Raw genomic sequence first — 26,013 nt, forward strand, 5'->3', positions numbered from 1 at the left:
TCAAGGTCATCCGATGAAACCACTTCTCGAAATGCGCGGCATCACCAAGACGTTTCCGGGCGTGAAGGCTCTGGACAACGTCAACCTGTCGGTTCGCGCCGGTGAAATCCACGCTCTGATCGGCGAGAACGGGGCCGGAAAATCCACCCTGATGAAGGTGCTGAGCGGCGTCTATCCGCACGGCTCCTACAGCGGCGAAATCCGCTTTCAGGATCAGGAGGTGGCGTTTCGCGGCATCAACGACAGCGAAAAGCTGGGCATCATCATCATTCACCAGGAACTGGCGCTGGTTCCCCTGTTGTCGATCACCGAGAATCTGTTTCTCGGCAACGAGCGGGCGAAGAAGGGCGTCATCGACTGGTCGGCGGCGACGGTGAAGGCGCGCGATCTGTTGCGCATGGTCGGCCTGTCCGATTCGCCGGAAACCCTCGTCACCAACATCGGCGTCGGCAAGCAGCAGCTTGTTGAAATCGCCAAGGCGCTGTCGAAAGAGGTCAAGCTGCTGATTCTCGACGAGCCGACCGCCAGCCTGAACGAAAGCGACAGCGACGCCCTGCTGGCGCTGCTGCTGGAGTTCAAGGCGCGGGGCATCACGTCGATCCTGATTTCCCACAAGCTGAACGAGATCGCCAAGGTCGCCGACCGCGTCACCATCCTGCGCGACGGCTCCACCGTGGAAACGCTGGATTGCCACGACGCGCCGATCAGCCAGGACCGCATCATCAAGGGCATGGTCGGGCGCGAGATCGCCGACCGCTACCCCAAACGCACGACCACGCCGGGCGAATTGCTGTTCGAGGTGAAGGGCTGGAACGCCGATCACCCGATCCACGCCGGACGCCGCATGGTCAAGGACGTCAGCATCAGCGTCCGCCGGGGCGAGGTGGTCGGCATCGCCGGGTTGATGGGGGCCGGGCGCACCGAATTCGCCATGAGCCTGTTCGGCGGCGCCTATGGCCAGAACATCAGCGGCAAGGCCTATCTGCATGGGCGGGAGATCGACGTCTCCACCATCCGCCGGGCGATGAACAGCGGGCTGGCCTACGCCACCGAAGACCGCAAGCATTACGGCCTCGTGCTCGACAACGACATCCGCCACAACGTCTCGCTGGCCAATCTGGCCGGGGTCTCGAAACAGGGCGTGATCCATCACGAGCGCGAGATCGAGATCGCCAACGAGTACCGGAAGCGCCTGCGCATCCGCTGCTCCAGCGTGTTTCAGGAAACCGTCAACCTGTCGGGCGGCAACCAGCAAAAGGTCGTGCTCAGCAAATGGCTGTTCTCCGACCCGCAGGTGCTGATCCTGGACGAGCCGACGCGCGGCATCGACGTCGGCGCGAAGTATGAAATCTACACCATCGTCAATCAACTGGTCGCCGAAGGGCGCGGCGTCATCCTGATTTCGTCGGAAATGCCCGAACTGCTGGGCATCGCCGACCGCATCTATGTGATGAACGAAGGCGCGATGGTGGCGGAAATGCCGGCATCCGACGCCAGCCAGGAAAAGATCATGGGGGCGATCATGTCCTCGACGGGCAGACCCTCCGCCAGCACGCCGTCTCGGGAGAAGTTGCAATGAGCGCAGAAGTGAACCTGCCGGCTCCGGCCAAGCACGCCTCGATGGCGCAGTTCTTCAAAAGCCACATGCGCGATTACGGCATGCTGATTTCGCTGCTGGCCATCGTCGCGTTCTTCCAATACATGACCGACGGCACGCTGCTGCGCCCGCTGAACCTGACCAATCTGGTGCTTCAGAACAGCTACATCGTCATCATGGCGCTGGGCATGCTGCTGGTCATCGTCGCCGGGCACATTGATTTGTCGGTGGGGTCCATCGTCGGCTTCATCGGCGCGCTCGCCGCCATTCTGATGGTGCAGTATCACCTGCATTTCATCCCGACCACCATCATCTGCCTGCTGGCGGGCGCGGCCATCGGCGCGGCGCAAGGCTATTGGGTGGCCTATTTCCGCATCCCGTCCTTCATCGTGACGCTGGCGGGCATGCTGGTCTTCCGGGGCCTGAGTCTCGCCCTGCTGGCCGGTCAGTCGGTCGGCCCCTTCCCGGTGGAGTTCCAGCGCCTCAGCTCCGGCTTCATCCCCGACGTCTTCGGGATGGAGGGCTATCACCTGACGACGCTGTTGCTGTGCGTCGCCACCCCGCTGGCGATGATCGGCCTGAACGTCGCCGCCCGCATCCGCCGTCACCGCTTCGCCATCGATCAGGAGCCGTTGCCGCTCTTCATCGCCAAGAATCTCGGCCTGTTCGCGGCGATGGCCTACATCGGCTCGCTGCTGGCGAGCTACAAGGGCCTGCCCAACGTTCTCATCATCATGGTCGTCTTGATCGGCCTGTACGCCTTCGTCACCCGCGACACCACCATCGGGCGGCGCGTCTACGCGCTGGGCGGCAACGAGAAGGCGGCCAAGCTGTCGGGCATCGACACCCGCCGTCTCAGCTTCTACACCTTTGTGAACATGGGCGTTCTGGCGGCGCTGGCCGGTCTGATCTTCGCCGCGCGCCTCAACACGGCCACGCCCAAGGCGGGCGTTTCCTTCGAGCTGGACGTCATCGCCGCCTGCTTCATCGGCGGGGCCTCGGCCTCGGGCGGCGTCGGTCGGGTGACGGGCGCGGTGATCGGCGCCTTCATCATGGGCGTGATGAACAACGGCATGTCGATCATCGGCATCGGCATCGACTGGCAGCAGGTTATCAAGGGGCTGGTGCTGCTCGCCGCCGTGTTCTTCGACGTCTACAACAAGAGCAAGTCGTAAGCGGCGGGGCGGCCTCGCCGCCGCCCCGTTCCATTCCCGCGCGCCGTCTCCAGGATACGCCATCATGAGCAACCCGACCCTCGGCCTTGTTGGCGTGGGCAAGATCGCCCGCGACCAGCATTTGCCCTCCATCGCCGAAACCGGGCGCTTCGATCTGGCCGCGCTGGTCAGCCCGGAAGGCGTCACCCTGCCGGGCGTGCCGACCTTCCGCAGCCAGGCCGAGATGCTGGCGGCCCTGCCGGACCTGGACGCGGTGGCGATCTGCACGCCGCCCGGCGTCCGCCACGGCCTGACGGTCGAGGCGCTGCGGGCGGGCAAGCACGCGCTGATCGAAAAGCCCCCCGCCGCCACGGTGTCGGAGCTGCATGATCTGGCGGGCGAGGCGGAACGGGCCGGGCGCACGCTGTTCACTGCCTGGCATTCCCAATTCAACCCCGCCGTGGACGCGACGCGGGCGCTGTTGGCCGGGGGCGGGATCCGGTCGGTCGCGGTGACGTGGCGGGAGGATGTGCGGCGCTGGCATCCGGGGCAGGATTGGATCTTCGCGGCGGGCGGCTTCGGCGTCTTCGACCCCGGCATCAACGCCCTGTCGATCCTGACCCGCATCCTGCCGGTTCCGGTCTTCGTCCAGGCCGCCGAGCTGCTGGTCCCGGAAAACCGCGACACGCCGATTGAGGCGCGGTTGGATTTCCGCCCGGCTTCGGACGCGGTGAGCGGCCCGGTGACGGCGCATTTCGATTTTCTCCAACTGGGCGAACAGACCTGGAGCATCGTCGTGGAGATGGCCGACGGTCGCCGTCTGGATCTGACGCGCGGCGGGGCCAGTCTGGCGGTGGACGGGGTGGTGACGGTCGCCGAACCCGACACCGAATACCGACGCATTTACCGCCATTTCCGCGACCTGATCGACCGGGGCGTCAGCGACGTGGACGCCACGCCGTTGCACCTAATTGCGGACGCATATTCGGTTGGCCATCATCGGTTGGTCGCCGCCTTCGACTGGTAGGGCGGGCTGTTCTGAGGAAAGGTGCTGGATCATGAACCTCTTCAATGGATTGCGGGTCGGTCCTCGGATCGCCGCCGGAAGCGCTGGAATTCTGCTGTTCCTGGTGGTGGTCGCCGGGATCGGGATTTCCAGCCTGTCGGAAACCGGAGAGGTCGTGGACACCTACAGCGCGTTGGCCAAGCGCACCAACGATCTGGGCCGGATGCAGACGCTGATGCTCGACATGCGGTTGAAGGCCACCGCCTTCCTGCTGAATGGGCGGGAAGAGGACGCGACGGCGGTTCAGGCGCTGGCGACGGAAGCGACGGACCTGATTGGCCAGTCGGTCGCGACGGGCGACGATCCGGCGCTGCGCGACACGGCGGCCAAGATGAACGACGAAATGACGCGCTACCGCGCCGCCTTCGCTTCGGTGCAAGAGGCGCACGCCGCGCGGGTCACGGCGGCGGGGGAGGTGGCGAAGATCGGTTCGCGCCTGCAAACCACGCTCATCACCATCGTCAACGGGGCCAAGACCAGCGGCGATTTGGAGGCGTTGCATCTGGCCAGCCTGTCGATGGGGCATTTTCTGTCGGCCCGCATCGTCGGCGCGCGCTATCTGGGCGAAGGCTCGTCGGGCTTGGCCTCGGCCACCCGCGCCGAGTTGAAGAACGCCACCCAAAAGGGCGAGGCGATGGTGGCGACCCTGACCGATCCCGGTCGGCGCAGCTTGGCCACCGTCTTTCTGAAGGCGCTGGCCAACTATGGCGTGGAGTTCGACAAGGTGGTGGCGGCGACCACGCGGCGCGACGAGTTGGTGGAAAACACTCTGCTGCCGCTGGGATCCTCGGTGGGCGAGCAGGCGCGCGCCCTGACCGACCAAGGAGTCGAGCGGGTGCGCACGCTGCGCGACGACACCATGGAGTTCATCGCGGCCTCGCGCCGGACCTTGATCGGCGCCTCGGCGGGCGGCTTGCTGCTGGGCTTTCTGGCGGCGCTGCTGATCGGGCGCGGCCTGTCCCGCCCGGTGGTGGCGATGACCGACGTGATGACCCGGCTGGCCGAGGGCGATCGCAGCGTCGCGGTTCCCGGTCTGGAGCGCGGCGACGAGATCGGCGGCATGGCCAAAACGGTGGCGGTCTTCAAGGCCAAGCTGATCGAGGCCGACCGTTTGGCCGCCGAACAGGAGGCCCAGCACGAGACCAGCCGTCGCCGGGGCGAGCGGATCGACCGCTTGGCGCAGGAGTTTGACCGGCTGGCGGTGGAATCGTTGGGGCGGGTGTCCGACGCCGCCGGTCAGTTGCAGGCGACGGCGGACGGCATCCTCACCACCACCCGCCAAACCACCCAACAGGCCGACGCGGTGGCCAAGGCGTCGAACGAGGCGACCGGCAACGTCGAAACCGTCGCCGCCGCCGCCGAGGAATTGTCCGTCTCCATCGCCCAGATCGGCCAGCAGGTCGCCCAGAGCACGCAGGTGGCCGAACAGGCGGTCTCCATCGCCCGCGTCACCGACAACACGGTGCGCGGCTTGACCGAGGCCGCCCGCCAGATCGGCGACGTGGTGCAGCTCATCAGCGGCATCGCCGCGCAAACCAACCTGTTGGCGTTGAACGCCACCATCGAGGCGGCGCGGGCGGGCGACGCGGGCAAGGGCTTCGCCGTGGTGGCGGGCGAGGTCAAGAGCCTGGCCGCCCAGACCGCCAAGGCGACCGAAGACATCAGCAGCCAGATCGCCGGGATTCAGCGCGTCAGCGCCGACGCGGCGGGGGCGATCACCGAAATTGGCCGGGTCATCGCCCAGGTCAACGACATCTCCACCAGCATCGCCGCAGCGATCAACGAACAGCGCGCGGCGACGCAGGAGATCAGCAGCAACATCCAGCGCGCCGCGCGCGGCACCCAGGACGTTCGCGACAACATCGCGGGCGTGACCGGGGCCTTTTCCGCCACGGGCGACGCCTCGCAACGGGTGTGGCAGGCGGCGGACGGGCTGTCGAGCGAAGCCACCGAGCTGCGGGGCCGCGTGTCCCATTTCCTGGCCGAGATGCGCGCGGCCTGAGTCGCGCCGTCCCGCCCTGTTTTTTTCATCGGCGACGGCCGGAGAGCCGCGCCCAACAACGACGACACTGGCAATTCGAGATGTCCGACAAGGAGCACCCCATGTCCCACCCCACCAACGCCACCCCCACGTCCGCCTTTGGCGACGGGTCCTCGGCGACCGAGGGAAAGCGGCTGCGGTCCCGCGCGTGGTTCGACAACCCCGACAACCCCGACATGACGGCGCTCTACCTCGAACGCTATCTGAATTTCGGCCTGACGCGGGAAGAGCTGCAATCGGGCGCGCCGATCATCGGCATCGCCCAGACGGGTTCCGACCTCAGCCCCTGCAACCGCCATCATCTGGTTCTGGCCGAACGGCTGCGTGAGGGCATTCGCACGGCGGGCGGCATCGCCATTGAGTTTCCCGTCCACCCGATTCAGGAAACCGGCAAGCGCCCCACCGCCTCGCTGGACCGCAATCTGGCCTATCTCGGGCTGGTCGAGGTGCTGTACGGCTATCCGCTTGACGGCGTGGTGCTGACCATCGGTTGCGACAAGACCACCCCCGCCTGCCTGATGGCGGCGGCCACCGTCAACATCCCGGCCATCGCCCTGTCGGTCGGCCCGATGCTGAACGGCTGGTTCCGGGGCGAGCGCACGGGGTCCGGCACCATCGTGTGGAAGGCCCGCCAGATGATGGCGGCGGGCGAGATCGACTATAAGGGTTTCCTGGAGCTGGTCGCCTCGTCGGCCCCCTCCACCGGCTATTGCAACACCATGGGCACCGCCTCGACGATGAATTCGTTGGCGGAGGTGCTGGGCATGCAGCTTCCCGGTTCGGCGGCGATTCCCGCCCCCTACCGCGAACGCCAGCAGGCGGCCTATGAAACCGGCAAGCGCATCGTCGAGATGGTCCGCCAGGACGTCAAGCCGTCGGACATTCTGACCCGCGACGCCTTCCACAACGCCATCGTCGTCAATTCGGCGATTGGCGGCTCGACCAACGCGCCGATCCACATCAACGCCATCGCCAAGCACATCGGCGTGGAGCTGAACGTCGATGATTGGCAGACGGAGGGGCATGAAATCCCGTTGCTGGTCAATCTCCAGCCCGCTGGCGAGTATCTGGGCGAGGATTTCCACCGGGCGGGCGGCGTTCCCGCCGTCGTCGCCCAACTGATGACCAAGGGCCTGATCCGTGAAGACGCGATGACCGTCAACGGCAAGACCATCGGCGACAATTGCCGCGACCAGGAGATCCTGGACAGCCGGGTGATCTGGCCGTTCGACGCCCCGTTGAAGGACAACGCCGGGTTCGTCGTGCTGCGCGGCAATCTGTTCGGCAGCGCCATCATGAAGACCAGCGTCATTTCGCCGGAATTCCGCGACCGCTACCTGTCCAACCCCGCCGACCCGGAGGCCTTCGAGGCCAAGGTCGTGGTCTTTGACGGGCCGGAGGATTACCACCACCGCATCGACGATCCGTCGCTGGCGATCGACGCCTACACCATCCTGGTCATTCGCGGAACCGGCCCCTTGGGCTATCCGGGCGCGGCTGAGGTGGTGAACATGCGGCCCCCCGCCTACCTCATCAAGCAGGGGATCCATTCGCTGCCCTGCATCGGCGACGGGCGGCAGTCCGGCACGTCAGGCTCGCCGTCGGTGCTGAACGCCTCGCCGGAAGCGGCGGCGGGCGGCAATCTGGGCATCCTGCGCAGCGGCGACCGCGTGCGTTTGGATCTGCGGCGCGGCAGCGCCGACATTCTGGTGAGCGATGACGAGTTGGCGGAACGTCGCGCCGCGCTGGACGCGTCGGGCGGCTATCAGGTTCCGGCCTCGCAAACGCCGTGGCAGGAGATTCAGCGCGGCATCGTCGATCAGCTTGACGAGGGCATGGTGCTGAAACCGGCGGTCAAGTACCAGCGCGTCGCCCAGACCATGGGGATCCCGCGCGACAATCATTGACGGGTCGCGTTGACGGGGTGGGGCGACCCACCCCAACACGCGCCCCACGCAATCCAGGGACCGGGCGGCGTCATGCCCCGCGACGCTCATGGCGCAAGCCAAGCGCGGCTTGGGGTGGTTGAATGGCGTTCCCCGTTTCTGGAGCGCTGAAAGCCGTGTCATCCTCCTCCGCCTTGCCGTCCGCCGTCGCCGCAAGGTCGGCTTTGTCGCTGCACCAGTGGATCGGCGTGGCCTTCGCCGTCGGCGGGGTGCTGTCCTTTTCCCTGCGCCCGGTCATCATCAAGCTCGCCTATGGCTACGGCGTCGATCCGGTGACGCTGATTATGCTGCGCATGGTCTTCGCCTTGCCCTTTTTCCTCGGGGTGGCGGCGTGGCAGAGTTGGCGCGGCGGGCGGGGCCGGGTGTCGGGCCGTGATCTGGCCTTGACCATCGGCTTGGGCGTCACCGGCTATTACGCGGCGAGTTTTTGCGATTTTCTCGGCTTGCGGTACGTCAGCGCCGGAATGGGACGGTTGCTGCTGTTCCTCTACCCGACCATCGTCGTCCTTCTGTCGGCGCTGTTCCTGGGCAAACGAATCGGTCTGCGCGAGGTCGTTTCGCTGCTGGTGTCCTACGCGGGCGTCGGGTTGGTCGTCTGGTCGGAGGTGGGGACCGGCAATTCCGATTTCGCGGTTGGCGCGGCGCTGGTCTTCGGCGGGGCCTTTCTCTATTCGATCTATCTGGTCGGCAGTTCGCAGGTGGTGCGGCGGGTCGGGTCGATGCGCTTCACCGCCTACGCGATGACGGCGGCTTGTCTGTGCTGCATCGCGCAGTTTTTGGTTTTGCGCCCGCTGTCGGCGCTGGCCTTGCCGCAGGAGGTGTTCGGCCTGTCGGCGGTGATGGCGGCGCTGTGCACCGTTCTGCCGGTGTTCCTGACCGCCGAGGCGTTGCGCCGGGTCGGGGCGACGCTGGTGGCGCTGTCCGGGGCGCTGGGTCCGGTCAGCGCCGCGATCTTCGGCTATCTGGTGTTGGCCGAACCGTTGGGTTGGCTGCAACTGGTTGGCGCGGCGCTCACCGTCGCCGGTGTGATGATTATCAGCCTGTGGAAGACCAAGGGCTGACGCCGCGTCGCGATCCCGGTTAAGGGGCGCCGCCCTTCCACAAGGCCGTCGCGGCGCTGCCCAGCGTGTGCCCCTGGTGCTTCAACCACAAGAAGGCGGGGGCCGCCAGGGCGCCCAGATTGCACCCGGCGGCCATGGTGCCGACGACGACGGGAACCGCCACCGCCGTGCTGGTGACGCCGGCTCCGGCTCCGGCCTCCGCCGCGATGAAGGCGACGCCGCCCGCCGTCAGGGTCGCCAAACCGACGCCGCCCGCCACCAGCGCGCATCCCATGCTGGCGGTCTCGGTTTCGCTCATCGGCGCCATCAGGGAGCCGGGGGCGGCGGCGGGCGCTTCGCTGGATGGCTCGGCAACGGGAGGAGGCGCGGGCGTTTGGGCGTGGGCGTGTCCCAGCGTCCCGGCGGCCAAAACCAAGGCCAGCGCGCCGGAGCGCAACCGGCGTTTGGATGTCGTTGCGATGGTCGCCGCTTTCATGCCGCCCTCTGCGCCAGTTGAGTCCGCTTCCCGCCAAGGTCGGGCGTTCGGGCGCGGTTTTCCAGAAAAATCGCCCCGAGAAAAATCGTCCCCAGAAAAATCGCCCGAGCGAATTCGGTTACGATGGATGATCGCCGTCGCTGGCGGCGTGGGTGAGCAAATCAATACCCTGGCTGGCGGCGAAGCGGCGCAGGCGGTCCAGCGCTTCGGCGTAGCGCAGATCGTCCAGCAGCGGGGAAAACGTCTCGGCGAAATCCCGGTGCGCGGGGGTGAGCAGCTTGCTCATGCTGCTCCACGCCTCTTCGGCCCGCAGATCGGCGTTTTCAAGCCGGTCGGCCAAATGACGGATCGCCGGTTCCAGATTGCCGCCGCTGACGCTTTCCATCGGGGCGGGGGCGACGAACAGCGTCGGCAACGCGGCCAGCACCTGCTCCAACTCCGCCGCCAATTCGCAGGCGAGGCCGTTGGCCAGCGGACGATTCCCGGCCCGCGCCGTCTCGTCGGTCCGGCCCGCCAACGCAGAGAGCGCCATCGCCCCGATGTAGGCGGCGGATGAGCGCAGGGCGTGGGACAGAAAGCGAATCCGTTCAGCCTCGTCCGCCGCCGCCGCCGCCTTCAACTCCTGAGCGTAGCTGGCGGTGTTCTTGCAAAAGCTGCGAATCAGTTTTTGCAGGATCGCGACGTCGCCATCCACCCGGCGCAACGCCGCGTCCCAATCCAACCCCACCCGACGGGCGCTGGCGCCGACGTCAGGCGTCGGCGGTTGCGCGTGGGCCGCGTCGTTGGGGGCGCGCGCCGGTTCCCGCGCAGGGGGCGGGGCGCCGAATGTCTGGCGGTTCGCCAAGCGTGTCGGGTCGATCAAGCGAATCATCGTGCTGTGCAGCAGATCCGGGTCGATCGGCTTGGTCAGGTGATCGTTCATCCCGGCTTGATGGCTGGCCTGTCGGTGATCGAACATGGCGTGCGCGGTCATGGCGACGATGGGCAGATGGCGATGACGCTCCATCTGGCGGATGCGCCGCGTGGCCTCCAGCCCATCCATTTCCGGCATCTGGATGTCCATCAGCACCAGATCGTAATCGCCGCCGCACACCCGCTCCACCGCTTGAACGCCGTCTTCGGCGACATCGACCGTGACCTTGGCTTCGGCCAGCAGGTGCAGGGCGACCTCGCGGTTTAGGGCGTTGTCGTCCACCAACAGCACGCGGGCGCCGTTCAGGCGGCTGAGATCGGGGCGGGGCGTCGGCGTGTCGGGCGTCAGGCTGTTGGGCGTCTGGTCGTTTTGCGGGCGCAAAATCCCCGCCAAGCGGGCGCGCAGACGTCCCGGCGCAACCGGCTTGAACAGGACGTCGGTCTGCCCATCGCCCTGCGCGGGCCGAAACGCGCTGTGCCGGGCGGTGGCGGCGATCATCGGAATGACGGGAACGCCAGCCGCCCGGCGGCTGGTGCGCAACCGTTCGGCGGTCAACGCGCCGTCCCAGCCGGGCATCGCCCAATCCAGCAGAACGGCGTGAATGGGCGCGTTCTGTCTGGCCGCCTGATCGACCGCCAGCAAGGCCGCTGGGCCGGAGTTGGCGACCACGGCCTGATAGCCAAGGGCGCTGACCATCTCGGCCAAGGCGGCGCGCGCGGTGGGATGATCGTCCACCACCAGAACCCGAGTCGCCGCCCGGTCGGGATCGGGAGGATTGGGGGACTGGGCGACGCCCAGCGTCACCTCGAAGGAAAAACGACTGCCCTGGCCCGGCGTGCTGGACAGGGCGATGGCGCCGCCCATCAGATCGACCAGTTGTTTGCAGATCGACAGGCCAAGCCCGGTGCCGCCATAGCGACGGGTGGTCGAATCGTCGGCCTGGACGAAGGGCTGGAACAGGGTCGCCTGTTGGGCCGGGTCGACGCCTATGCCGGTGTCGGTGACGGAAAAGCGCAACGTGGCGCGGTCGCCGATCCGCGCGGTCTCCTCCACCTCAATCAGAATGTCGCCGCGTTCGGTGAATTTCAGCGCGTTGCTGGTCAGATTCGCCAAAATCTGGCTGAGGCGCAGCGGGTCGCCCACCAGCCGGTCGGGCGTTCCCGGCTTGACGCGAATCATCACCTCGACCTGATCGGTTCCGGCGTTGCCCAGAATCAGATCGCACAATGGTTCCAGCGCTTCGTCCAAGGCGAAGGGTTGGGTGGCGATCTGCACCTTGCCCGCTTCGATCTTCGAGAAATCGAGAAGATCGCTGATGATGCCCAACAGCCGCCCGGCGGAATTGTTGATGGTTTCCAGATAGCCGCGCTGCGCCGGTTCCAGGGCGGATTTCAGGGCGATCCGCCCGATGCCGATGATGGCGTTCATCGGCGTGCGGATTTCGTGGCTTATCATCGCCAGGAAATGCGATTTCGCCGCGTTGGCCCGGTCCGCCTCCTCGCGCGCGGCGTTCGCCGCGTTCTGCAACCGCTTCATTTCGGTGATGTCGACGTGGCTGCTGTAGGCGCGGCCCTCCACCCCTCGTTGCTCGACGACGCGCAGCCAACGATTGTGCGGCAACTCCACCTCGAAGGGCGCGCCGGGGAAGCGTTGGCGCTCCACCAACGTCGCCGCCAGGCGGGTGGAGTCGCCGTTCCACACCTGGCTCAACAACTCCTCGTACCGCAACCCGACGGCGTCGGCCTTGTGCGGCAAACCGTAGAGGAACAGGATCGGTTCGTTGACCGCCGTGATGACGCCCTGGCTGTCCAGCAGCATGACGCCATCGGCGACATGCTCCATGAAAGCGTCTTCGGGGCTGGCCGCTTGGCCGCCGGTCGGGCGTTCCCATTGCGTGCCGCCGGTTGGCGAGGCCAGCGGCGTCCACACCCGGATGCGCCCCTGCGCGCCGATGGGCAGAGAGGCGACCCGCACCCATTGCCCGCGATGCACGAACACGAAGGGTTGGCTTTGGCTGCGGTGGCGGGCGACGCCCTCGGCGATGTAACGGTCGATCATCGGCAACTCGTCGGCGTCGAGTCGTCCCATGTAAAAGCGCCGCAGATTGGCCGAATAATGCTCGCCCACCCGGATGTGCCCGTCATGTTCGGGAAAAAGGGCGAGGAACGTGCGATTCCACAGCAGGGCGTGATCGCCGTCGTCGAACAGGCACAGACCGACATTGACGCTGTCGAGCAGGTCGGCCATTAGGGCGTAAGGGTCTGTGTCCATTGACATTCCCAAAGATTTACGCGTCGCCGTCCGGCCCGGGAGCGCGCGCTGTCCGGCGCGGCTCCATCCTAGCGAAGAAAGATTAACGTGGGGAAGCCGACAGGTAAAACAGTTCCTTATAATAAACGCGCAATGGCGCGCGGCGCGTAGGGTCGATGAGCGCCAAGGGGATGGGCGTGAAAGCCAAAGCGAACGTCTGAGGGGTTTTGCGTTCGCGGAAGGCTCGTCACAGATCCGTCGGCGTTGGCCCCCGACCCAACCCCTTGCCGATGGCGGCGGCGCGCAGCGCGGTCAGCAGGGTTTGCGCGCCGGGCGACAGCGGGCGTTCGCGCAGTCGGAAAATCCCATAGGGTTCAACGCTGAAGCGTTTGTAAAAAGGCACAATGGCGTAGCGGCCCGGCGTGGAATACAGCTCCGCCAAGGCGCGGGCGAAGACGGTCAGCGAGTCGGTTTGCGCGATCATCGCCATCGACATGACCGGGGAGGCGCTTTCGATCACCCGTTGCGGCGGCGGCAGGCCGCGCGAACGGAACAGGGCGTCCACCCGTTCGCGCAGCAAGGTGCCGACGGGTTGCAGCATCCAGGTCGTCCCCACCAGATCCTCGACCACCACGTCGCGGCCCAGATGCAACAGCGGGTGGTCGTCGCGGCAGACGAAGCACAGCTCCTCGTCGCCGATCTCCTCATAGACGAAGGTCAGCGGATCCATGCCGCCGGGCAGACGACCGATGGCGAAATCCATGGCGCCTTGGTGGACGCGCTCGGCCAGCACGTCGCTCGATTCGACGCCGACGGCGATTTTCAGGCCGGGATGCTCCCGCGTCATCGCGCTGACGACCGGCACCACCAGTTCGACGGCGGGGGCCATCACCGTGCCGATCGACACCCGCCCGCTGTGCCCCGCCTGGAGCGCGTTCAACTCCTCCCCGGCTTCCTTCAACTCGCTGAGGATCATCCGGGCGTGTCGGATCATCAAACTGCCGTACCAGTTCGGCTCGATCCCTCGGCCATGGCGGTCGAACAGCTCGATCCCCAGCATGTCTTCCAGATCGCCCAGCAGCTTGGACGCGGCGGGTTGCGACATGTTCAGGCTGGCGGCGGCGCGGTGCAGGTTGCGGTGCTCCTCCAGCGCCATGAAAAGCTGGAGATGGCGCAGCTTCAGCCGCACCCGTTGGAACCAGTCGGCGGGGAAACGCGGCGGGGCCAAGGGCGGAGACTCCGGTTTGGGAATGCGGCGTCATGATAGCCAAACATGTATCGTTATAGCAAACATTCATATTGGACGGTTATCGGATCGGGCTTTATCGTTTGCCCTGTGAACAAAACAATGCGGCCAGACAGTGGCGGCGCGACGCGGGGGGAGGCTTGAGCGGATGACCAGCGGCGAGATGACCATCGAAGCGCGCTGCGTCTGGCCCGCCCGCGCCGTGCTGGGCGAAGGCCCGCTGTGGGCGCCGGACGAGAACGCGGTCTACGCGGTGGACATTCGCGGCGCCCGCATCCTGCGCTGGGACATGGCCAACGAAACGGGCCGGGATTGGGCGCTGGAGGACGCGGCCTGCTGGCTGGTTCAGCGGGCCGACGGCGACGGCTTCGTCGCCGGTCTGCGCTCCCGCCGGGTCGTTCATCTGCGCCTCGATGGTCCGCAGGCGGAGATCGTCGCGGAGCTGGCGCGGCTCGATCCCGACGCGCCGGGCAACCGCCTGAACGACGCCAAGGCCGATTCCCTGGGCCGCCTGTGGATCGGCAGCATGGACGACGCCGAAAGCGCGGCGACCGGCTCCCTGTTCCGCCTGGATCCCAACGGCGACGTCACGCGGGTGGACGAGGGTTATACGGTGGCCAACGGCCCCGCCCTGTCGCCGGACGGACGCGCGCTTTACCACACCGACAGCGCCGCCCGGCGCATCTACGCCTTTGACGTCGCCGCCGACGGCGGCCTGACCGGCAAGCGGGTTCACATCCGCTTTTCCGAGGCCGACGGCTACCCTGACGGCATGACCTGCGACGCCGAAGGCGGGCTGTGGGTCGCCCATTGGGACGGCGGGCGGGTCAGCCGTTTCCGGCCTGACGGCACGCTGGACCGCGTCGTTCGCGTGGCGGCCTCGCGCGTCACCTCCTGCGTTTTCGCCGGTCCCGCGCTGGACCAACTGGTCATCACCACCGCCGCCCATGAACGGACGGACGAGCCGTTGGCCGGTGGCGTTTTTGTCTGCTCCCCCGGCGTCACGGGCTTGCCCCCGGGGCGTTTCGGGACGCCGAGCATTGTTTGAGAAGAGGACGGGATTGATGAGGCTGGTGCAATGTCTCGACGCCGCTGGCGCGCGCGTGGTGGCCGTAACCGGGGATGACGGCGTGGCCCGCTTGGTCAACGACGCCGCGTCCACCTTCGCCTTGGCGCAGGAGGCCATCGCCGAGGGCGTCGGGCTGGCGGCGGTCGTGGAGCGTCACGGCTTGGGCGACGTCGTGGATCTGGCGGCGGTCGAGGCCGAAGGCCGTCTGTTGTCGCCCATCGACCATCCCGATCCGGCGCATCTGTTCGTCACCGGCACGGGTCTGACCCATCTTGGCAGCGCCGAAGGGCGCGACAAGATGCACAAGGATCTGGCCGACCCGGCCAAGCAGACCGACTCGATGAAGATGTTCCGCCTGGGGGTGGAGGGCGGTCGCCCGGAACCCGGCGTGTTCGGCGTTCAACCGGAATGGTTCTACAAGGGGGATGGCTCCATCCTGACCGCGCCGGGCGCGGCGTTGGCCTCCCCCTCCTTCGCGCTGGACGGCGGCGAGGAGCCGGAGATCGCGGGCATCTATGTGATCGGCCCGGATGGAACGCCGCACCGGCTGGGCTTCGCGCTCGCCAACGAGTTTTCCGATCATGTGACGGAGCGGCAGAACTACCTCTATCTCGCCCATTCCAAGCTGCGCGCCTGCGCGGTCGGGCCGGAATTGCTGACCGGGGCGCTGCCGACCGATCTGCGCGGGGCCTCGCGGGTGCTGCGGGACGGCGCGGTGATCTGGGAGAAGCCCTTCCTGTCAGGCGAATCCAACATGTGCCACAGCATCGCCAACCTGGAAGCGCACCACTTCAAATACCCGCTGTTCTGCCGTCCGGGCGACGTGCATGTCCATTGCTTCGGCACCGCGACGCTCAGCTTCAGCGATGGGCTGCGCATCGCCGAGGGCGACGTGATGGAGATTGAGGTCGCCGATTTCGGGCGGCCTCTGCGCAACCCGTTGGGAACGGCGGACACGCCTTACCGGGCCGTCAAAGCGCTTTAAGACCGTTTGTTTCACCGTGTTCACCCGTTCCGCGCGCTGGGGAGTTGGTTCCCGGCGCGCGCTGCGGGGCAGCTTTGGGATTGCGACCATGACCATCCGTGGCGAAATGCTGATCGGCGCGACCGCGTTGCGCGGCGCCGAGTCTGAATTCCACGCCATTGATCCGGCGACCGGAGCGGCGCTTGAGCCGGGTTTCGGCGGCGGCGGAACCGCCGAGGTGGAGCGCGCTTGCGCGCTGGCCTGGGAGGCGTTCGACCTCTACCGCGAAACCGGGTTGGAGGCGCGCGCCGTCTTCCTGGAAACCATCGCCGCCAACATTCTGGCCATCGGCGACGATCTGATCGTCCGCGCCATGGCGGAAAGCGGCCTGCCGCGCCCCCGGCTGGAAGGGGAGCGCGGGCGCACCGTCGGTCAGCTTCGCCTGTTCGCCCGCACGGTGCGCGAGGGAAGTTGGCTGGAGGCCCGCATCGACCCGGCGCAACCGGCCCGCGCCCCGCTGCCGCGCGCCGATCTGCGCCAGCGCCACATCGCCTTGGGGCCGGTCGCCGTGTTCGGGGCCAGCAATTTCCCCTTGGCCTTCTCGGTCGCCGGTGGCGACACGGCGTCGGCGCTGGCCGCCGGTTGCCCAGTGGTGGTCAAGGCGCATTCCGCCCATCCCGGCACGTCCGAATTGATCGGGCGGGCGGTGCAGGCGGCGGTCGCGGCCTGCGGCTTGCCGGAGGGGGTGTTTTCGCTGTTGTTCGGATCGGGCAGCCGCATCGGCACGGCCCTGGTGGCGGATCCGCGCATCAAGGCCGTCGGCTTCACCGGCTCGCGCCGGGGCGGGGTGTCGCTGATGCAGGTGGCGGCGGCGCGGCCCGAACCCATCCCGGTCTACGCCGAGATGAGCAGCATCAACCCGGTGATTCTGTTGCCCGCCGCGCTGGCGGCGCGGGCCGAGGCGCTGGGCGCGGGCTTCGTCGGTTCGCTGACCATGGGGGCGGGGCAGTTCTGCACCAACCCCGGCTTGGTTCTGGCGGTTGATGGCCCGGATTTGGAGCGGTTTCTCACGGCGGCGGCGGGCGCGCTGGGCGGTTCCGCTCCGGCCACCATGCTGACGCCGGGCATTCACGCCGCCTATGTCGAAGGTGTGGCGCGGATCGCCGCCAACCCGGCGGTTGGCGTGTTGGCGCGCGGTCAGCAGACCGTCGGGCCGCACCAGTGCCGCGCCGGACTGTTCACCAGCAGCGCCGAAGCGTTTTTGAGCGACCCGGCCTTGCATGAGGAGATTTTCGGGGCGGCTTCGCTGGTGATCCGTTGCCCGGACGTGGCGGCGCTGCGCGCGGTGCTGGAGCGGCTTGAGGGCCAGTTGACCGCCACCCTGCACATGGATTCCGAGGACGCCGAGGCCGTCCGCGCTCTGCTGCCGGTGTTGGAGCGCAAGGCCGGGCGGATTTTGGCGAACGGCTGGCCGACGGGCGTCGAGGTGTGCGACGCGATGGTGCATGGCGGCCCCTTCCCGGCGACCTCCGACAGCCGGACGACGTCGGTCGGCACGCTGGCGATTCGCCGCTTCCTGCGCCCGGTCTGCTACCAGGACATCCCCGATTCCCTGCTGCCCGAGGCGTTGCGCGACGGCAACCCGCTGGGTTTGTGGCGTCGCGTTGACGGCGCCCTGGTCGCGGTTGGCGGAGCGGCGGGATAAAATACATCACTGTGACTTATTTATTGACCGCCTATAGTCCGCATGCAAGATTGTTCGCCGGAGTCGCGGTTCGGGCGGTTTGCCGTGACGAAACGGACTGACGAAGAACGCCGACGGGTCAGGTTGGGGCCGATCACCCTGGACCGATCCGATTGGAACCCTGCTTTCCACCGCCCGCACCGTCTTGTCGCCGGTGCGGGCATCCATCACCCAAGAAAAACAACAACCCTTCATCATCAGTGAGGACACGCACATGTCACGTTTTGCTCTGCTGCTCGGCGCGGCGACGGTCGCGCTTGCGTCCGGTTCGGCTTTTGCGCAATCGAAATCGAAGTTTGACATCGTGGTCGGCGGCGACGCCTATTTTGAGGCTGGCGTCGTCGGCCAAGACCGCGACAGCAACCTGCGCTCGACCGATTTCCGCAACCGTCTGCGCCTGACCGTGTCGCCGACCGCCAAGGCCGACAACGGCCTGGAATACGGCGCGCGCCTGCGTCTGGTGCAGGAAGCCAACAACCGGACCACGCAGGCCGACCGCGCCTACATGTACGTCAACGGCGGCTTTGGCACGATCAGCCTGGGTTCGCAGAACGGTCTGTCGGACGAATACGCCATCATCGCCCCGTCCGATTGGGGCACCGGCGGCGTCGACGGCTCCTTCCCGGCCTATCTCGGCAACAGCTCGGCGCCCGGCGCCACCGGCAACCTGCGCACGCTGATTTCCGGCAACAATTCGACCCGCGCCACCTATCTGACGCCGAAATTCTCCGGCTTCCAGTTCGGCGTGACCTATCAGCCGAACTCCGACAGCGTGAACACCGACATCAACCGGCTGAAGACCGCCGCCCCGAACGGCAACCTGACCGGCGCCTACCGCGACGTGTATGAAGTTGGCGGCAAGTATGAAGGGGTCGTCGGCGACGTGACGCTGGGGGCCAGCCTGTATTATTCGGGCGGCAAGGCCAAGGGGTCCTCGACCTCGACGGCGGAGTATGAGGATCTGTCCTCGACCATGGCCGGTCTGTCGGTCGGCTATGGCGGGTTGAAGGTGGCGGGCAGCTACGCCTGGTCGGGCAAGAGCGGTTACGTCAAGCGCTCCAGCCTCGCCACGGCGACCAGCCGCGAAACCCAGCATGTCTGGACGGTCGGCGCGCAATACACCTTTGGCGCGACCACGCTGGGCGTCGGCTATCTGAACTCTCAGGACGCGGGCAGCCTGACCACCGCCGGCAAGAGCAAGTTCGATCTGATTACGCTTGGCGCCCGTTACGTCGTCGCCCCCGGCCTGTCGGTCGGGCCGGAGTTCGACCACTTCAAGCTCAGCTCCGACGTCGCGGGCAGCAGCGACAAGGGCAACATCTTCCTCGCCCGCACCGATCTCGCTTTCTAAGCGGCGGGCGTCAGAACTCGGTTGGCCCCTTTGAGACGGGGGGCCAACCGTGGCTGCGGCGCGTTGTTTTGCGCGCCGCCGCCCATGCGTTTGACAGGTGTTGTGACGCGTGTGGGCGCTTCATGGAGTCGAACCGGCTCGCCGGTTCGACCGTCTCATTCTGGTGTTGTCCTCCAACCTCTCATGATTCTCCTGGGGAGAGGTTCCCTTATGGCCGGGCGGCGACGCCCGGCCATTTTTTTGGATTTCTGAGACAGCGGCCACGGACCGACGGAACGATCATGCGCCGTCGAAGGTCTCCGTCGCTTTGCACGGACAGCGCGCCCGTCGCCTGCCCAACCTCCGCCGTGGCGGCGGCTTGCAGGCCTTCATCCGTGTCGGCCCTGCTGATCTTCACGACGGTCGCCGCGATGCTGACGCTGGACCGTGTTTATGGGCCGGAGCGGCTTCTGGTCGGGATGTGGGCGCCCGTGGTTCCGCGTCGCACCAGGGTTGGGACCAAGGGCGGCGTCGGCGGAGGCGCGTCGCCTTGTCGGCAAGCAAGCAAATAATCCGCCGCGCGACGACCAATCTCACGGTTGTCGATGCTCATCGTCGTCAACGGCGGATCCATCTGACGGCTGAAAGCGATGTCGTCAAAACCTGTGATCGCCAGATCCTCCGGCACCGCCAACCCCATCGCACGCGCTTCCAGCAGAGCGCCGATCGCCAAATAATCGTTGCCGCAAATCACCGCCGTCGGACGGGGTTCCGTCGCCAGAATCGCGCGCACGCTTTGCCGCCCGAAATCGATGCTCCACACCCCTTCGCACAAATGCTGCGGGCGAACGCCAAGTCCGCGTTCCGCCAAGGCGTCGCGCACGCCGTCCAGACGGGCGGCGACGCGGTCGTTGTCGGTGGTCGGCTGGATGATGACCCCAATCACCTCATGGCCAAGATCAAGCAAATGCCGGGTGATCGTGTGGAAGGCCTGCCGATTGTCGAAGCCGACGCAAGGATGTGGACAGCCCGGTCGGTGGCTGTAGGTAATCACATAGGGAACATGCCGCGCCTGAACGCTGGCGAACAGCTCCGGCTTGTGGGATTCGCCGACGATGGCCAGCGCCTCCACCCCGCGCGCCAGCATGGCCTGGACGTCATGAAACGCCTGATCCTGGTTGTAATTGGAGCAGCTCAGCAGCAGCGTGATTCCCCGTTCGGCAAAAGCCGTCTGCATCGCCCCAACCTGGGCGGCGAAGATCTCGTTGTCGAGAGTCGGAATCACCGCCCCGACAATTGAGGTGCGGCGTCGGGCCAACGCGCTGCCGGCGGCGTGCGGCATCCAGCCCATCGCCTTGGCGGCGGCAAGCACCCGCTCGCGGATCGCCGGAGCGACCTTCTCCGGGTTGTTGAAGACACGCGACACGGTGGCGATGGACACCTCGGCGGCGGCGGCCACATCCACCGCGCGGGGGGGCCTCTTGGGGTTCATCTCACGCGCCGACATCAATGACTCTCCATGAACCGCAAGGGGAACAACCCGCCGCAACCGCTTTTCTGAAAGCGGTTACATATCTTCCAATCCCCGTCAAGTTTGGTGTTGCATCAATCCGCATAGCCATCTATGTAAGCGCTTACATCGGTGATGGCCGGACGTGCTTCGCCCCGCCCCGAACCGAAGGAAACCCGCAAGGCCCGCTCGCGAATGGGCCGCAAACTGGAGGAACGGTATGCGCAACGGTCTGTCAGCACTTCTGGTGAGCGCCCTTTCAACGGGCATGCTGCTGTTCGGCGGCGTCGGCAACGCGGCCGAGATCGGCGCGCATACGATGAAACTGGCAAGCGCCGGAGCCGACGGCTCTCCACTGGCGCAAGGCATGGCGAAGTTCGCCGAGATCGTGAAGGACAAGAGCGGCGGCAAGATCAAGGTCCAGCTTTTCACAAACGGCGTTCTGGGCGGCGACGTGCAGATGATCTCGGCCCTTCAAGGCGGCATCGTGGAGATGACGGTGTTGAACGCCGGTCTGCTCGCCAGCCTGGATGACAATTTCGTGCTGGTTGATCTGCCCTTCCAATTCAACACGCCTCAGGAAGCCGACGCGGTGATGGATGGCGCGGTAGGCAAGACGCTGCTGGACAAGCTGTCAACCAAGGGGCTGGTTGGCTTGGGCTATTGGGAGCTTGGCTTCCGCCAACTGACCAACAGCCGTCGCCCGGTTGCGAGCATCGACGACATCGCTGGCCTTAAGATCCGCGTGGTCCAATCGCCGATCTACATCGACCTGTTCAACACGCTGGGCGCCAACGCCGTGCCGCTGCCCTTCCCGGAGGTTTACACCGCGCTGGAAACCAAAACGGTCGATGGACAGGAAAACCCCGCTCCCAGCATCCAGACGGCCAAGCTGAACGAGGTGCAGAAATACCTGACCCTCAGCAATCACATGTACAATCCCCAAGCCGTGCTGGTCGGCGCCAAGTTCTGGAACAAGCTGAACGAGGACGAGCGCAAATTGCTCCGGGAGGCTGCGGCGGAGGCCCGCGATTATGAACGCCAGGTGTCGCGTGAGCAGGCGGGCAAGGCTGTCGAAGAGTTGAAGGCGCGCGGAATGGTCGTCACTGAACTGGCGCCGGCGGAGATTGAAAAGTTCCGCGCGAAGATCCGCCCGGTGGTCGAGAAATTCTCACAGAAGGTTGATCCCGCTCTGATGGCTCAGGCCCAGGCCGCCATCGCCAAGGCGCGCGCCGGTCAGTGAACCGCCCCCGTCGACCGACCCGTTCCAATCCGCCCACCGGCAGAGCGCAACCATGATCGTTGTCTTCGGTTCCATCAACCTTGACCTCATCTTTGCGATGAACGACCTGCCCAGCGCCGGGCAAACTCTGCTGGCGCGGTCGCTGGAGTTGCATCCGGGCGGCAAAGGGGCGAATCAAGCGGTCGCCGCCGCCCGCGACGGCGGCGCCGTGGCGATGGTTGGAGCGGTTGGCGCGGATGGCCTGAAGGATGTCGCTCTGGTCGGCCTGCGTCAGGCCAACGTCGATCTGTCCCGCGTGGCCAACGCCAGCCATGCGACCGGAACCGCCGCCGTCTGCACCGACGCGGCGGGACGCAACCAGATCATTGTCGCGGGCGGAGCCAACCTTCAGGCGCGCGCCAGTCAAGTGGAAGACGCGCTGCTCGCCCCCGACGCCATCCTGGTGGCGCAAATGGAAGCCGACGCCCAGGAAACCGCCGCGCTCATCCTGCGCGCCCGGCGACGTGGCGCGCAGGTCATCCTGAATCTCGCCCCGGCGGCTCCCTTGCCGCAATCGGTCCTGGAGGCCGTTGACATCCTGGTGGTGAACGAGGACGAGGCGCGCTGGTTGGCCGCTCATCTGGGATGCGGCGACGACGCCCCATCGTTGCAAGGTCGAGTGGGCGGCGCGGTGATCCGCACCTTGGGCGGCGACGGCGTTGAATGGTCTTCCGGCGGCGGCTGCGCCCGTCAACCGGCGCCGCCGGTCATCGTTCGCGACACCACCGGAGCCGGCGACTGCTTCGTCGGGGTTTTGGCGGCGGAACTCGACCGTGGCGGGACGCTCGACGCGGCGATCCGCCGCGCAGCCTGCGCCGCCTCGCTGTCCTGCACGCGGGTCGGCGGGCAGAGCAGCGTGCCGACGACGATCGAAATCGACGCCGCGCTTGGCGAAACACCGGATCGCGTCCCCCCTTCATCCCTTTGATCCCGCACCCCCTCCCGATTGGAAGAGCCAACCATGGCGCAGCGCATTGACGGCATCATCCCGGTGATGCTGACCCCCTTCACCGACGACGGCGCGATTGACTATCCGGGGCTGGCCCGACTGACCGAATGGTATCTGGCGAACGGCGCCGACGCTCTGTTCGCCGTCTGCCAATCCAGCGAGATGCAATTTCTGTCGTTGGCGGAGCGGGTTCAACTGGCGAAGTTCGTGGTCGCCACCGTTGGCGGTCGCGCGCCGGTGGTGGTGTCGGGCCACATCAGCGACGATCTCGACGCCCAGGTTGAAGAATTGACGGCGATGGCCGCCACGGGCGGCGACGCGCTGGTTCTGGTGACGAATCACCTTGATCCGGAAAATCAGGGAACGGAGGCGTTTCGCCGCCATCTGACCCATCTGCTGGACCGTCTGCCCCGCAACCTCCCATTGGGGCTGTACGAATGCCCGGCCCCCTTTCGTCGGTTGTTGACCGACGAGGAGTTGCGGCTGTGCATCGACACTGGCCGCTTCGTTTTGCTGAAAGACGTCAGTTGCGACCTGCCGACGGTTCAACGGCGGTTGAAGATCGCCCAGGGATCAGGCTTGGCCATCATCAACGCCAACGCCGCCATTGCGCGCGACGCCATGCGGGCGGGATCGCCCGGCTTCACCGGCGTTTTCACCAACATCCATCCCGACCTCTATCGGTGGATGCGGATGTCGGGGGAACGTCATCCGGCGCTGGCGGACGAGTTGGCGACCTTTCTGGTGGTGGCCGCCGTATCGGAAAGTTTGGGCTATCCGGCCTTCGCCAAGATGTATCACCAACGCGTCGGCACCTTCGATTCGATCCGCTGCCGCGTGATCCAGTACGATGTGCGCGAACGTTTCTGGGCGCTCGACGCGGTGCTCGACAAGGTGATCCAGGGCACGGACCATTTCCGCGCCAGGATCGCCGCGCTGGCGGACGAGGTTCGGGCTTGACCGACCCGTTGGGCGGGACCTGAGGACAAGAAGACCATAGGGAGGGGCGCATGGGTCGGTTGATCGACGGGTATGTCTTCGTTCTGAAGATCGTGATCGTGGTCTGCCTAACCGGCATGCTGGTGTTGGTCTTCGGCAATGTGGTGCTGCGCTATGGCTTCAACAGCGGCATCACGATGTCGGAAGAGCTGTCCCGGCTGCTCTTCGTCTGGATGACCTTCATGGGCGCGGTTGTCGCGTTGCACAAACACGGCCATCTCGGCATGGACAGTCTCGTCGCCGCCCTGCCCAGGGCGGGGCGTCTGATCTGTTTCGTCGCCAGCCATCTGCTGATGATCTACGCGACCGGGCTGCTGCTCAGCGGCAGTTGGGACCAGACGATCATCAATCTGAACGTGGCGGCGCCAGCCACCGGCCTGTCAATGGGCGTCTTTTACGGTTCCGGCGTGGTGTTCGGCGTGTTGGCGCTGGTGATCCTGGCCGTCAACCTCGTCCGCGCGCTGGCTGGGCGTCTCAGCGACAATGAATTGATTATGGTGACGGAGTCCGAAGAGACGATCGACGCCAACCAGCCCCCCGCATCCGGCCGTCACGCCTGACTGCGGCCCGAAGGAGCCCTCCCATGACCGTCATCGTCTTCCTTGGCTCGATGTTGGGGGCCATGGCCATCGGCATGCCGATCGCCTTCGCCCTGTTGCTGTGCGGCGTCGCCCTGATGTTCCATCTGGACATCTTCGACGCGCAGATCGTCGCCCAGAACGTCATCAACGGAGCCGACAGTTTTCCACTGGTCGCCGTGCCCTTTTTCATGTTGGCGGGCGAAGTGATGAACGCTGGCGGCCTGTCCCGGCGCATCGTCGCGGTGGCGATGGCGATGGTCGGCCATGTTCGTGGCGGGCTTGGCTATGTCGCCATTCTCGCCGCCTGCATCATGGCCAGCCTGTCAGGGTCCGCCGTGGCCGACGCCGCCGCCCTGTCGGCGTTGCTGGTGCCGATGATGGTGCGGGCCGGTCATGACAAGGCGCGGTCGGGCGGGTTGATCGCCGCCGCCGGCATCATCGCGCCGATCATTCCACCCAGCATCGGATTCATCATTTTCGGCGTAGCCGCCAACGTTTCCATCACCAAGCTGTTTCTGGCCGGAATCGTTCCGGGGCTGATGCTGGGGTTGGGGCTGGTCATCGCCTGGTGGCTGGTGGTTCGACATGAGGATCTGGCTCCGCCGCCGCGCGCGTCGAAGGCCGAGATCATGATCGCGGTGAAGGATGGCTTCTGGGCGTTGATGCTGCCGGGGATCATCATTTTCGGCCTGAAATTCGGCGTTTTCACCCCGACCGAGGCGGCGGTGGTGGCGGCGGTCTACGCGCTGTTCGTCGCCGTCGTCGTCTATCGCGAGCTGAAGCCGTCCCAACTGTTCGATCTGTTCGCGACGGCGGCGACCACCACGGCGGTGGTGATGTTCCTGGTCGCCGCCGCCATGGTGTCGGCTTGGATGATTACGATCGCCAATCTGCCCGCTCAGGTCAGCGGCCTGCTGGCTCCCTTCATGGACAGCCCGATCCTCTTGATGGCGGCCATCATGGTGCTGGTGGTGATCGTGGGCACAGCAATGGACATGACTCCGACAATTTTGATCCTGACCCCGGTGTTGATGCCGGTCATCAAGCAGGCTGGGATTGATCCTGTGTATTTCGGCGTGCTGTTCATCATCAACAACGCCATCGGCCTCATCACCCCGCCGGTCGGCACCGTGCTGAACGTCGTGGCTGGCGTCTCAAAGCTCAGCATGGGGAGTCTGATCCGTGGCGTTTGGCCCTTTATCATCGCCCAGTTGCTGGTGCTGACCCTGTTGGTGCTGTTCCCGGCCCTGGTGACGGTCCCGGCCCGCTGGTTCGCGGGTTGACGGATCGCTTTGAGATTGAGAAGGACCGACCCCGTCGGTATTGAGTCCACGGTCCTTTTGAGCAAAGACGCCCAGCGAATCTGTTGATGAGGATCGGGAAAAGCCCTGGATCTGTCGCTGTGAACAATCAACCAATTGGCGAATGTCTTTGGCGTGCGGCAGAAGAGATCCTCCCAGCGCCCCCCCTTGCCCGCGCCTGGATCGTGTGAAAACATTGTAACGCATTCCACGTTGTAATCGTTCCAAACGGACGCCATTATCGGAAACGACGAGGCGCGACCTGCTGTTTCCTGTTTGGAGTGGCTGATGCTGGAGCCGTCCGCGATACGCCGGGCCATTGACGAGGTGGAGCTTGCGGTCGAAAACCCACCCGCCGACTGCCCCACTCCCGTCCAAAGCGGGCCTGCGCTGGGAAAACTCTACACCGTTTATGCGCAAAGCGTGCTGAACGCCCACGGAATTATGGCGGATCTCGACGATCTCTGTTGCCAATGCTGCCGGTCCTGCCCACCCGGCGCCTGTTTCCGGGACCGCAACCGAGCCTGAAAAAGGC

Annotated in this window: 20 protein-coding genes; 16 read left to right on the plus strand and 4 right to left on the minus strand. The window is 66.1% G+C overall.

Going from position 1 to position 26,013, the window contains the following annotated elements; all coding sequences use genetic code 11:
* The first annotated feature begins 13 nt into the window (after positions 1–13).
* The 6 genes from mmsA (at position 14) to ACODS4_RS06870 (ending at position 8,865) form a co-directional block, all read left to right on the plus strand.
* A complete protein-coding gene (mmsA, locus tag ACODS4_RS06845; RefSeq protein WP_488862002.1) occupies positions 14–1,579 on the plus strand; it encodes a multiple monosaccharide ABC transporter ATP-binding protein in 1,566 nt (521 codons plus the stop codon).
* Positions 1,576–2,772, plus strand: coding sequence for a multiple monosaccharide ABC transporter permease (mmsB, locus tag ACODS4_RS06850; RefSeq protein WP_488862004.1), 1,197 nt, complete (start codon positions 1,576–1,578; stop codon positions 2,770–2,772). The genes mmsA and mmsB overlap by 4 nt, the downstream gene beginning before the upstream one ends.
* A 64-nt stretch (positions 2,773–2,836) precedes the next feature.
* Positions 2,837–3,778 (plus strand): Gfo/Idh/MocA family protein, encoded by a 942-nt coding sequence (locus tag ACODS4_RS06855; RefSeq protein ID WP_488862006.1) that lies wholly within the window; start codon positions 2,837–2,839, stop codon positions 3,776–3,778.
* Between the two features lie 31 nt (positions 3,779–3,809).
* Complete coding sequence (locus ACODS4_RS06860; protein WP_488862008.1) at positions 3,810–5,819, plus strand: methyl-accepting chemotaxis protein; 2,010 nt, start codon at positions 3,810–3,812, stop codon at positions 5,817–5,819.
* A 101-nt stretch (positions 5,820–5,920) separates the two neighbouring features.
* Positions 5,921–7,765, plus strand: coding sequence for an IlvD/Edd family dehydratase (locus tag ACODS4_RS06865; protein ID WP_488862010.1), 1,845 nt, complete (start codon positions 5,921–5,923; stop codon positions 7,763–7,765).
* 155 nt (positions 7,766–7,920) lie between these two features.
* A complete protein-coding gene (locus tag ACODS4_RS06870) occupies positions 7,921–8,865 on the plus strand; it encodes a DMT family transporter (protein ID WP_488862012.1) in 945 nt (314 codons plus the stop codon).
* A gap of 19 nt (positions 8,866–8,884) precedes the next feature.
* Here ACODS4_RS06870 and ACODS4_RS06875 read toward each other — a convergent pair whose 3' ends face one another.
* From ACODS4_RS06875 to ACODS4_RS06885, 3 genes are all read right to left on the minus strand, one after another.
* Positions 8,885–9,340: a hypothetical protein gene (locus ACODS4_RS06875; protein ID WP_488862014.1), complete on the minus strand. Its 456-nt coding sequence runs from the start codon at positions 9,338–9,340 to the stop codon at positions 8,885–8,887.
* 118 nt (positions 9,341–9,458) lie between these two features.
* Complete coding sequence (locus tag ACODS4_RS06880) at positions 9,459–12,524, minus strand: hybrid sensor histidine kinase/response regulator (protein ID WP_488862016.1); 3,066 nt, start codon at positions 12,522–12,524, stop codon at positions 9,459–9,461.
* A gap of 226 nt (positions 12,525–12,750) precedes the next feature.
* Positions 12,751–13,731, minus strand: a complete 981-nt coding sequence (locus ACODS4_RS06885) for a LysR family transcriptional regulator (protein ID WP_488862018.1) — start codon at positions 13,729–13,731, stop codon at positions 12,751–12,753.
* A gap of 166 nt (positions 13,732–13,897) precedes the next feature.
* On the opposite strand from ACODS4_RS06885, the gene ACODS4_RS06890 reads away from it, so the two are divergent.
* The 4 genes from ACODS4_RS06890 to ACODS4_RS06905 all read left to right on the plus strand — a co-directional run bounded on the left by ACODS4_RS06890 (position 13,898) and on the right by ACODS4_RS06905 (position 18,877).
* Complete coding sequence (locus ACODS4_RS06890; RefSeq protein ID WP_488862020.1) at positions 13,898–14,797, plus strand: SMP-30/gluconolactonase/LRE family protein; 900 nt, start codon at positions 13,898–13,900, stop codon at positions 14,795–14,797.
* A gap of 16 nt (positions 14,798–14,813) precedes the next feature.
* Positions 14,814–15,803 (plus strand): AraD1 family protein, encoded by a 990-nt coding sequence (araD1, locus tag ACODS4_RS06895; protein ID WP_488862022.1) that lies wholly within the window; start codon positions 14,814–14,816, stop codon positions 15,801–15,803.
* Positions 15,804–15,891: 88 nt separating this feature from the next.
* Positions 15,892–17,487, plus strand: a complete 1,596-nt coding sequence (locus ACODS4_RS06900) for an aldehyde dehydrogenase (NADP(+)) (RefSeq protein ID WP_488862024.1) — start codon at positions 15,892–15,894, stop codon at positions 17,485–17,487.
* 253 nt (positions 17,488–17,740) lie between these two features.
* The gene (locus ACODS4_RS06905) at positions 17,741–18,877 is read left to right on the plus strand and encodes a porin (protein WP_488862026.1); all 1,137 of its coding nucleotides are present in this window, start codon (positions 17,741–17,743) and stop codon (positions 18,875–18,877) included.
* Positions 18,878–19,307: 430 nt separating this feature from the next.
* Here the strand turns inward: ACODS4_RS06905 and ACODS4_RS06910 are convergent, their stop codons facing one another.
* Complete coding sequence (locus tag ACODS4_RS06910) at positions 19,308–20,363, minus strand: LacI family DNA-binding transcriptional regulator (RefSeq protein ID WP_488862028.1); 1,056 nt, start codon at positions 20,361–20,363, stop codon at positions 19,308–19,310.
* Between the two features lie 223 nt (positions 20,364–20,586).
* Between ACODS4_RS06910 and ACODS4_RS06915 the strand changes: the two genes are divergently transcribed.
* From ACODS4_RS06915 to ACODS4_RS06940, 6 genes are all read left to right on the plus strand, one after another.
* Positions 20,587–21,609 carry a TRAP transporter substrate-binding protein gene (locus ACODS4_RS06915; protein ID WP_488862030.1) on the plus strand — a complete coding sequence of 341 codons (1,023 nt, stop codon included), beginning with the start codon at positions 20,587–20,589 and terminating at the stop codon, positions 21,607–21,609.
* A gap of 52 nt (positions 21,610–21,661) precedes the next feature.
* A complete protein-coding gene (locus tag ACODS4_RS06920) occupies positions 21,662–22,576 on the plus strand; it encodes a ribokinase (protein ID WP_488862032.1) in 915 nt (304 codons plus the stop codon).
* A gap of 33 nt (positions 22,577–22,609) precedes the next feature.
* Positions 22,610–23,557, plus strand: a complete 948-nt coding sequence (locus ACODS4_RS06925; RefSeq protein WP_488862034.1) for a dihydrodipicolinate synthase family protein — start codon at positions 22,610–22,612, stop codon at positions 23,555–23,557.
* Between the two features lie 50 nt (positions 23,558–23,607).
* Entirely contained in the window at positions 23,608–24,156 is a 549-nt protein-coding gene (locus tag ACODS4_RS06930) for a TRAP transporter small permease (protein ID WP_488862036.1), read from the plus strand.
* A gap of 23 nt (positions 24,157–24,179) precedes the next feature.
* Complete coding sequence (locus ACODS4_RS06935; protein ID WP_488862039.1) at positions 24,180–25,460, plus strand: TRAP transporter large permease subunit; 1,281 nt, start codon at positions 24,180–24,182, stop codon at positions 25,458–25,460.
* Between the two features lie 306 nt (positions 25,461–25,766).
* Positions 25,767–26,006, plus strand: coding sequence for a hypothetical protein (locus tag ACODS4_RS06940; protein ID WP_488862041.1), 240 nt, complete (start codon positions 25,767–25,769; stop codon positions 26,004–26,006).
* Positions 26,007–26,013 lie beyond the last annotated feature (7 nt).

This window comes from Azospirillum sp. FG154, from assembly GCF_057809575.1.

Bases quoted from the DNA above. Each gene is read 5' to 3' on its own strand.
- mmsA (WP_488862002.1), top strand. From the start codon at position 14: ATGAAACCACTTCTCGAAATGCGCGGCATCACCAAGACGTTTCCGGGC.
- mmsB (WP_488862004.1), top strand. From the start codon at position 1,576: ATGAGCGCAGAAGTGAACCTGCCGGCTCCGGCCAAGCACGCCTCGATG.
- ACODS4_RS06855 (WP_488862006.1), top strand. From the start codon at position 2,837: ATGAGCAACCCGACCCTCGGCCTTGTTGGCGTGGGCAAGATCGCCCGC.
- ACODS4_RS06860 (WP_488862008.1), top strand. From the start codon at position 3,810: ATGAACCTCTTCAATGGATTGCGGGTCGGTCCTCGGATCGCCGCCGGA.
- ACODS4_RS06865 (WP_488862010.1), top strand. From the start codon at position 5,921: ATGTCCCACCCCACCAACGCCACCCCCACGTCCGCCTTTGGCGACGGG.
- ACODS4_RS06875 (WP_488862014.1), bottom strand. From the start codon at position 9,340: ATGAAAGCGGCGACCATCGCAACGACATCCAAACGCCGGTTGCGCTCC.
- ACODS4_RS06880 (WP_488862016.1), bottom strand. From the start codon at position 12,524: ATGGACACAGACCCTTACGCCCTAATGGCCGACCTGCTCGACAGCGTC.
- ACODS4_RS06890 (WP_488862020.1), top strand. From the start codon at position 13,898: ATGACCAGCGGCGAGATGACCATCGAAGCGCGCTGCGTCTGGCCCGCC.
- araD1 (WP_488862022.1), top strand. From the start codon at position 14,814: ATGAGGCTGGTGCAATGTCTCGACGCCGCTGGCGCGCGCGTGGTGGCC.
- ACODS4_RS06900 (WP_488862024.1), top strand. From the start codon at position 15,892: ATGACCATCCGTGGCGAAATGCTGATCGGCGCGACCGCGTTGCGCGGC.
- ACODS4_RS06905 (WP_488862026.1), top strand. From the start codon at position 17,741: ATGTCACGTTTTGCTCTGCTGCTCGGCGCGGCGACGGTCGCGCTTGCG.
- ACODS4_RS06910 (WP_488862028.1), bottom strand. From the start codon at position 20,363: ATGTCGGCGCGTGAGATGAACCCCAAGAGGCCCCCCCGCGCGGTGGAT.
- ACODS4_RS06915 (WP_488862030.1), top strand. From the start codon at position 20,587: ATGCGCAACGGTCTGTCAGCACTTCTGGTGAGCGCCCTTTCAACGGGC.
- ACODS4_RS06920 (WP_488862032.1), top strand. From the start codon at position 21,662: ATGATCGTTGTCTTCGGTTCCATCAACCTTGACCTCATCTTTGCGATG.
- ACODS4_RS06925 (WP_488862034.1), top strand. From the start codon at position 22,610: ATGGCGCAGCGCATTGACGGCATCATCCCGGTGATGCTGACCCCCTTC.
- ACODS4_RS06930 (WP_488862036.1), top strand. From the start codon at position 23,608: ATGGGTCGGTTGATCGACGGGTATGTCTTCGTTCTGAAGATCGTGATC.
- ACODS4_RS06935 (WP_488862039.1), top strand. From the start codon at position 24,180: ATGACCGTCATCGTCTTCCTTGGCTCGATGTTGGGGGCCATGGCCATC.
- ACODS4_RS06940 (WP_488862041.1), top strand. From the start codon at position 25,767: ATGCTGGAGCCGTCCGCGATACGCCGGGCCATTGACGAGGTGGAGCTT.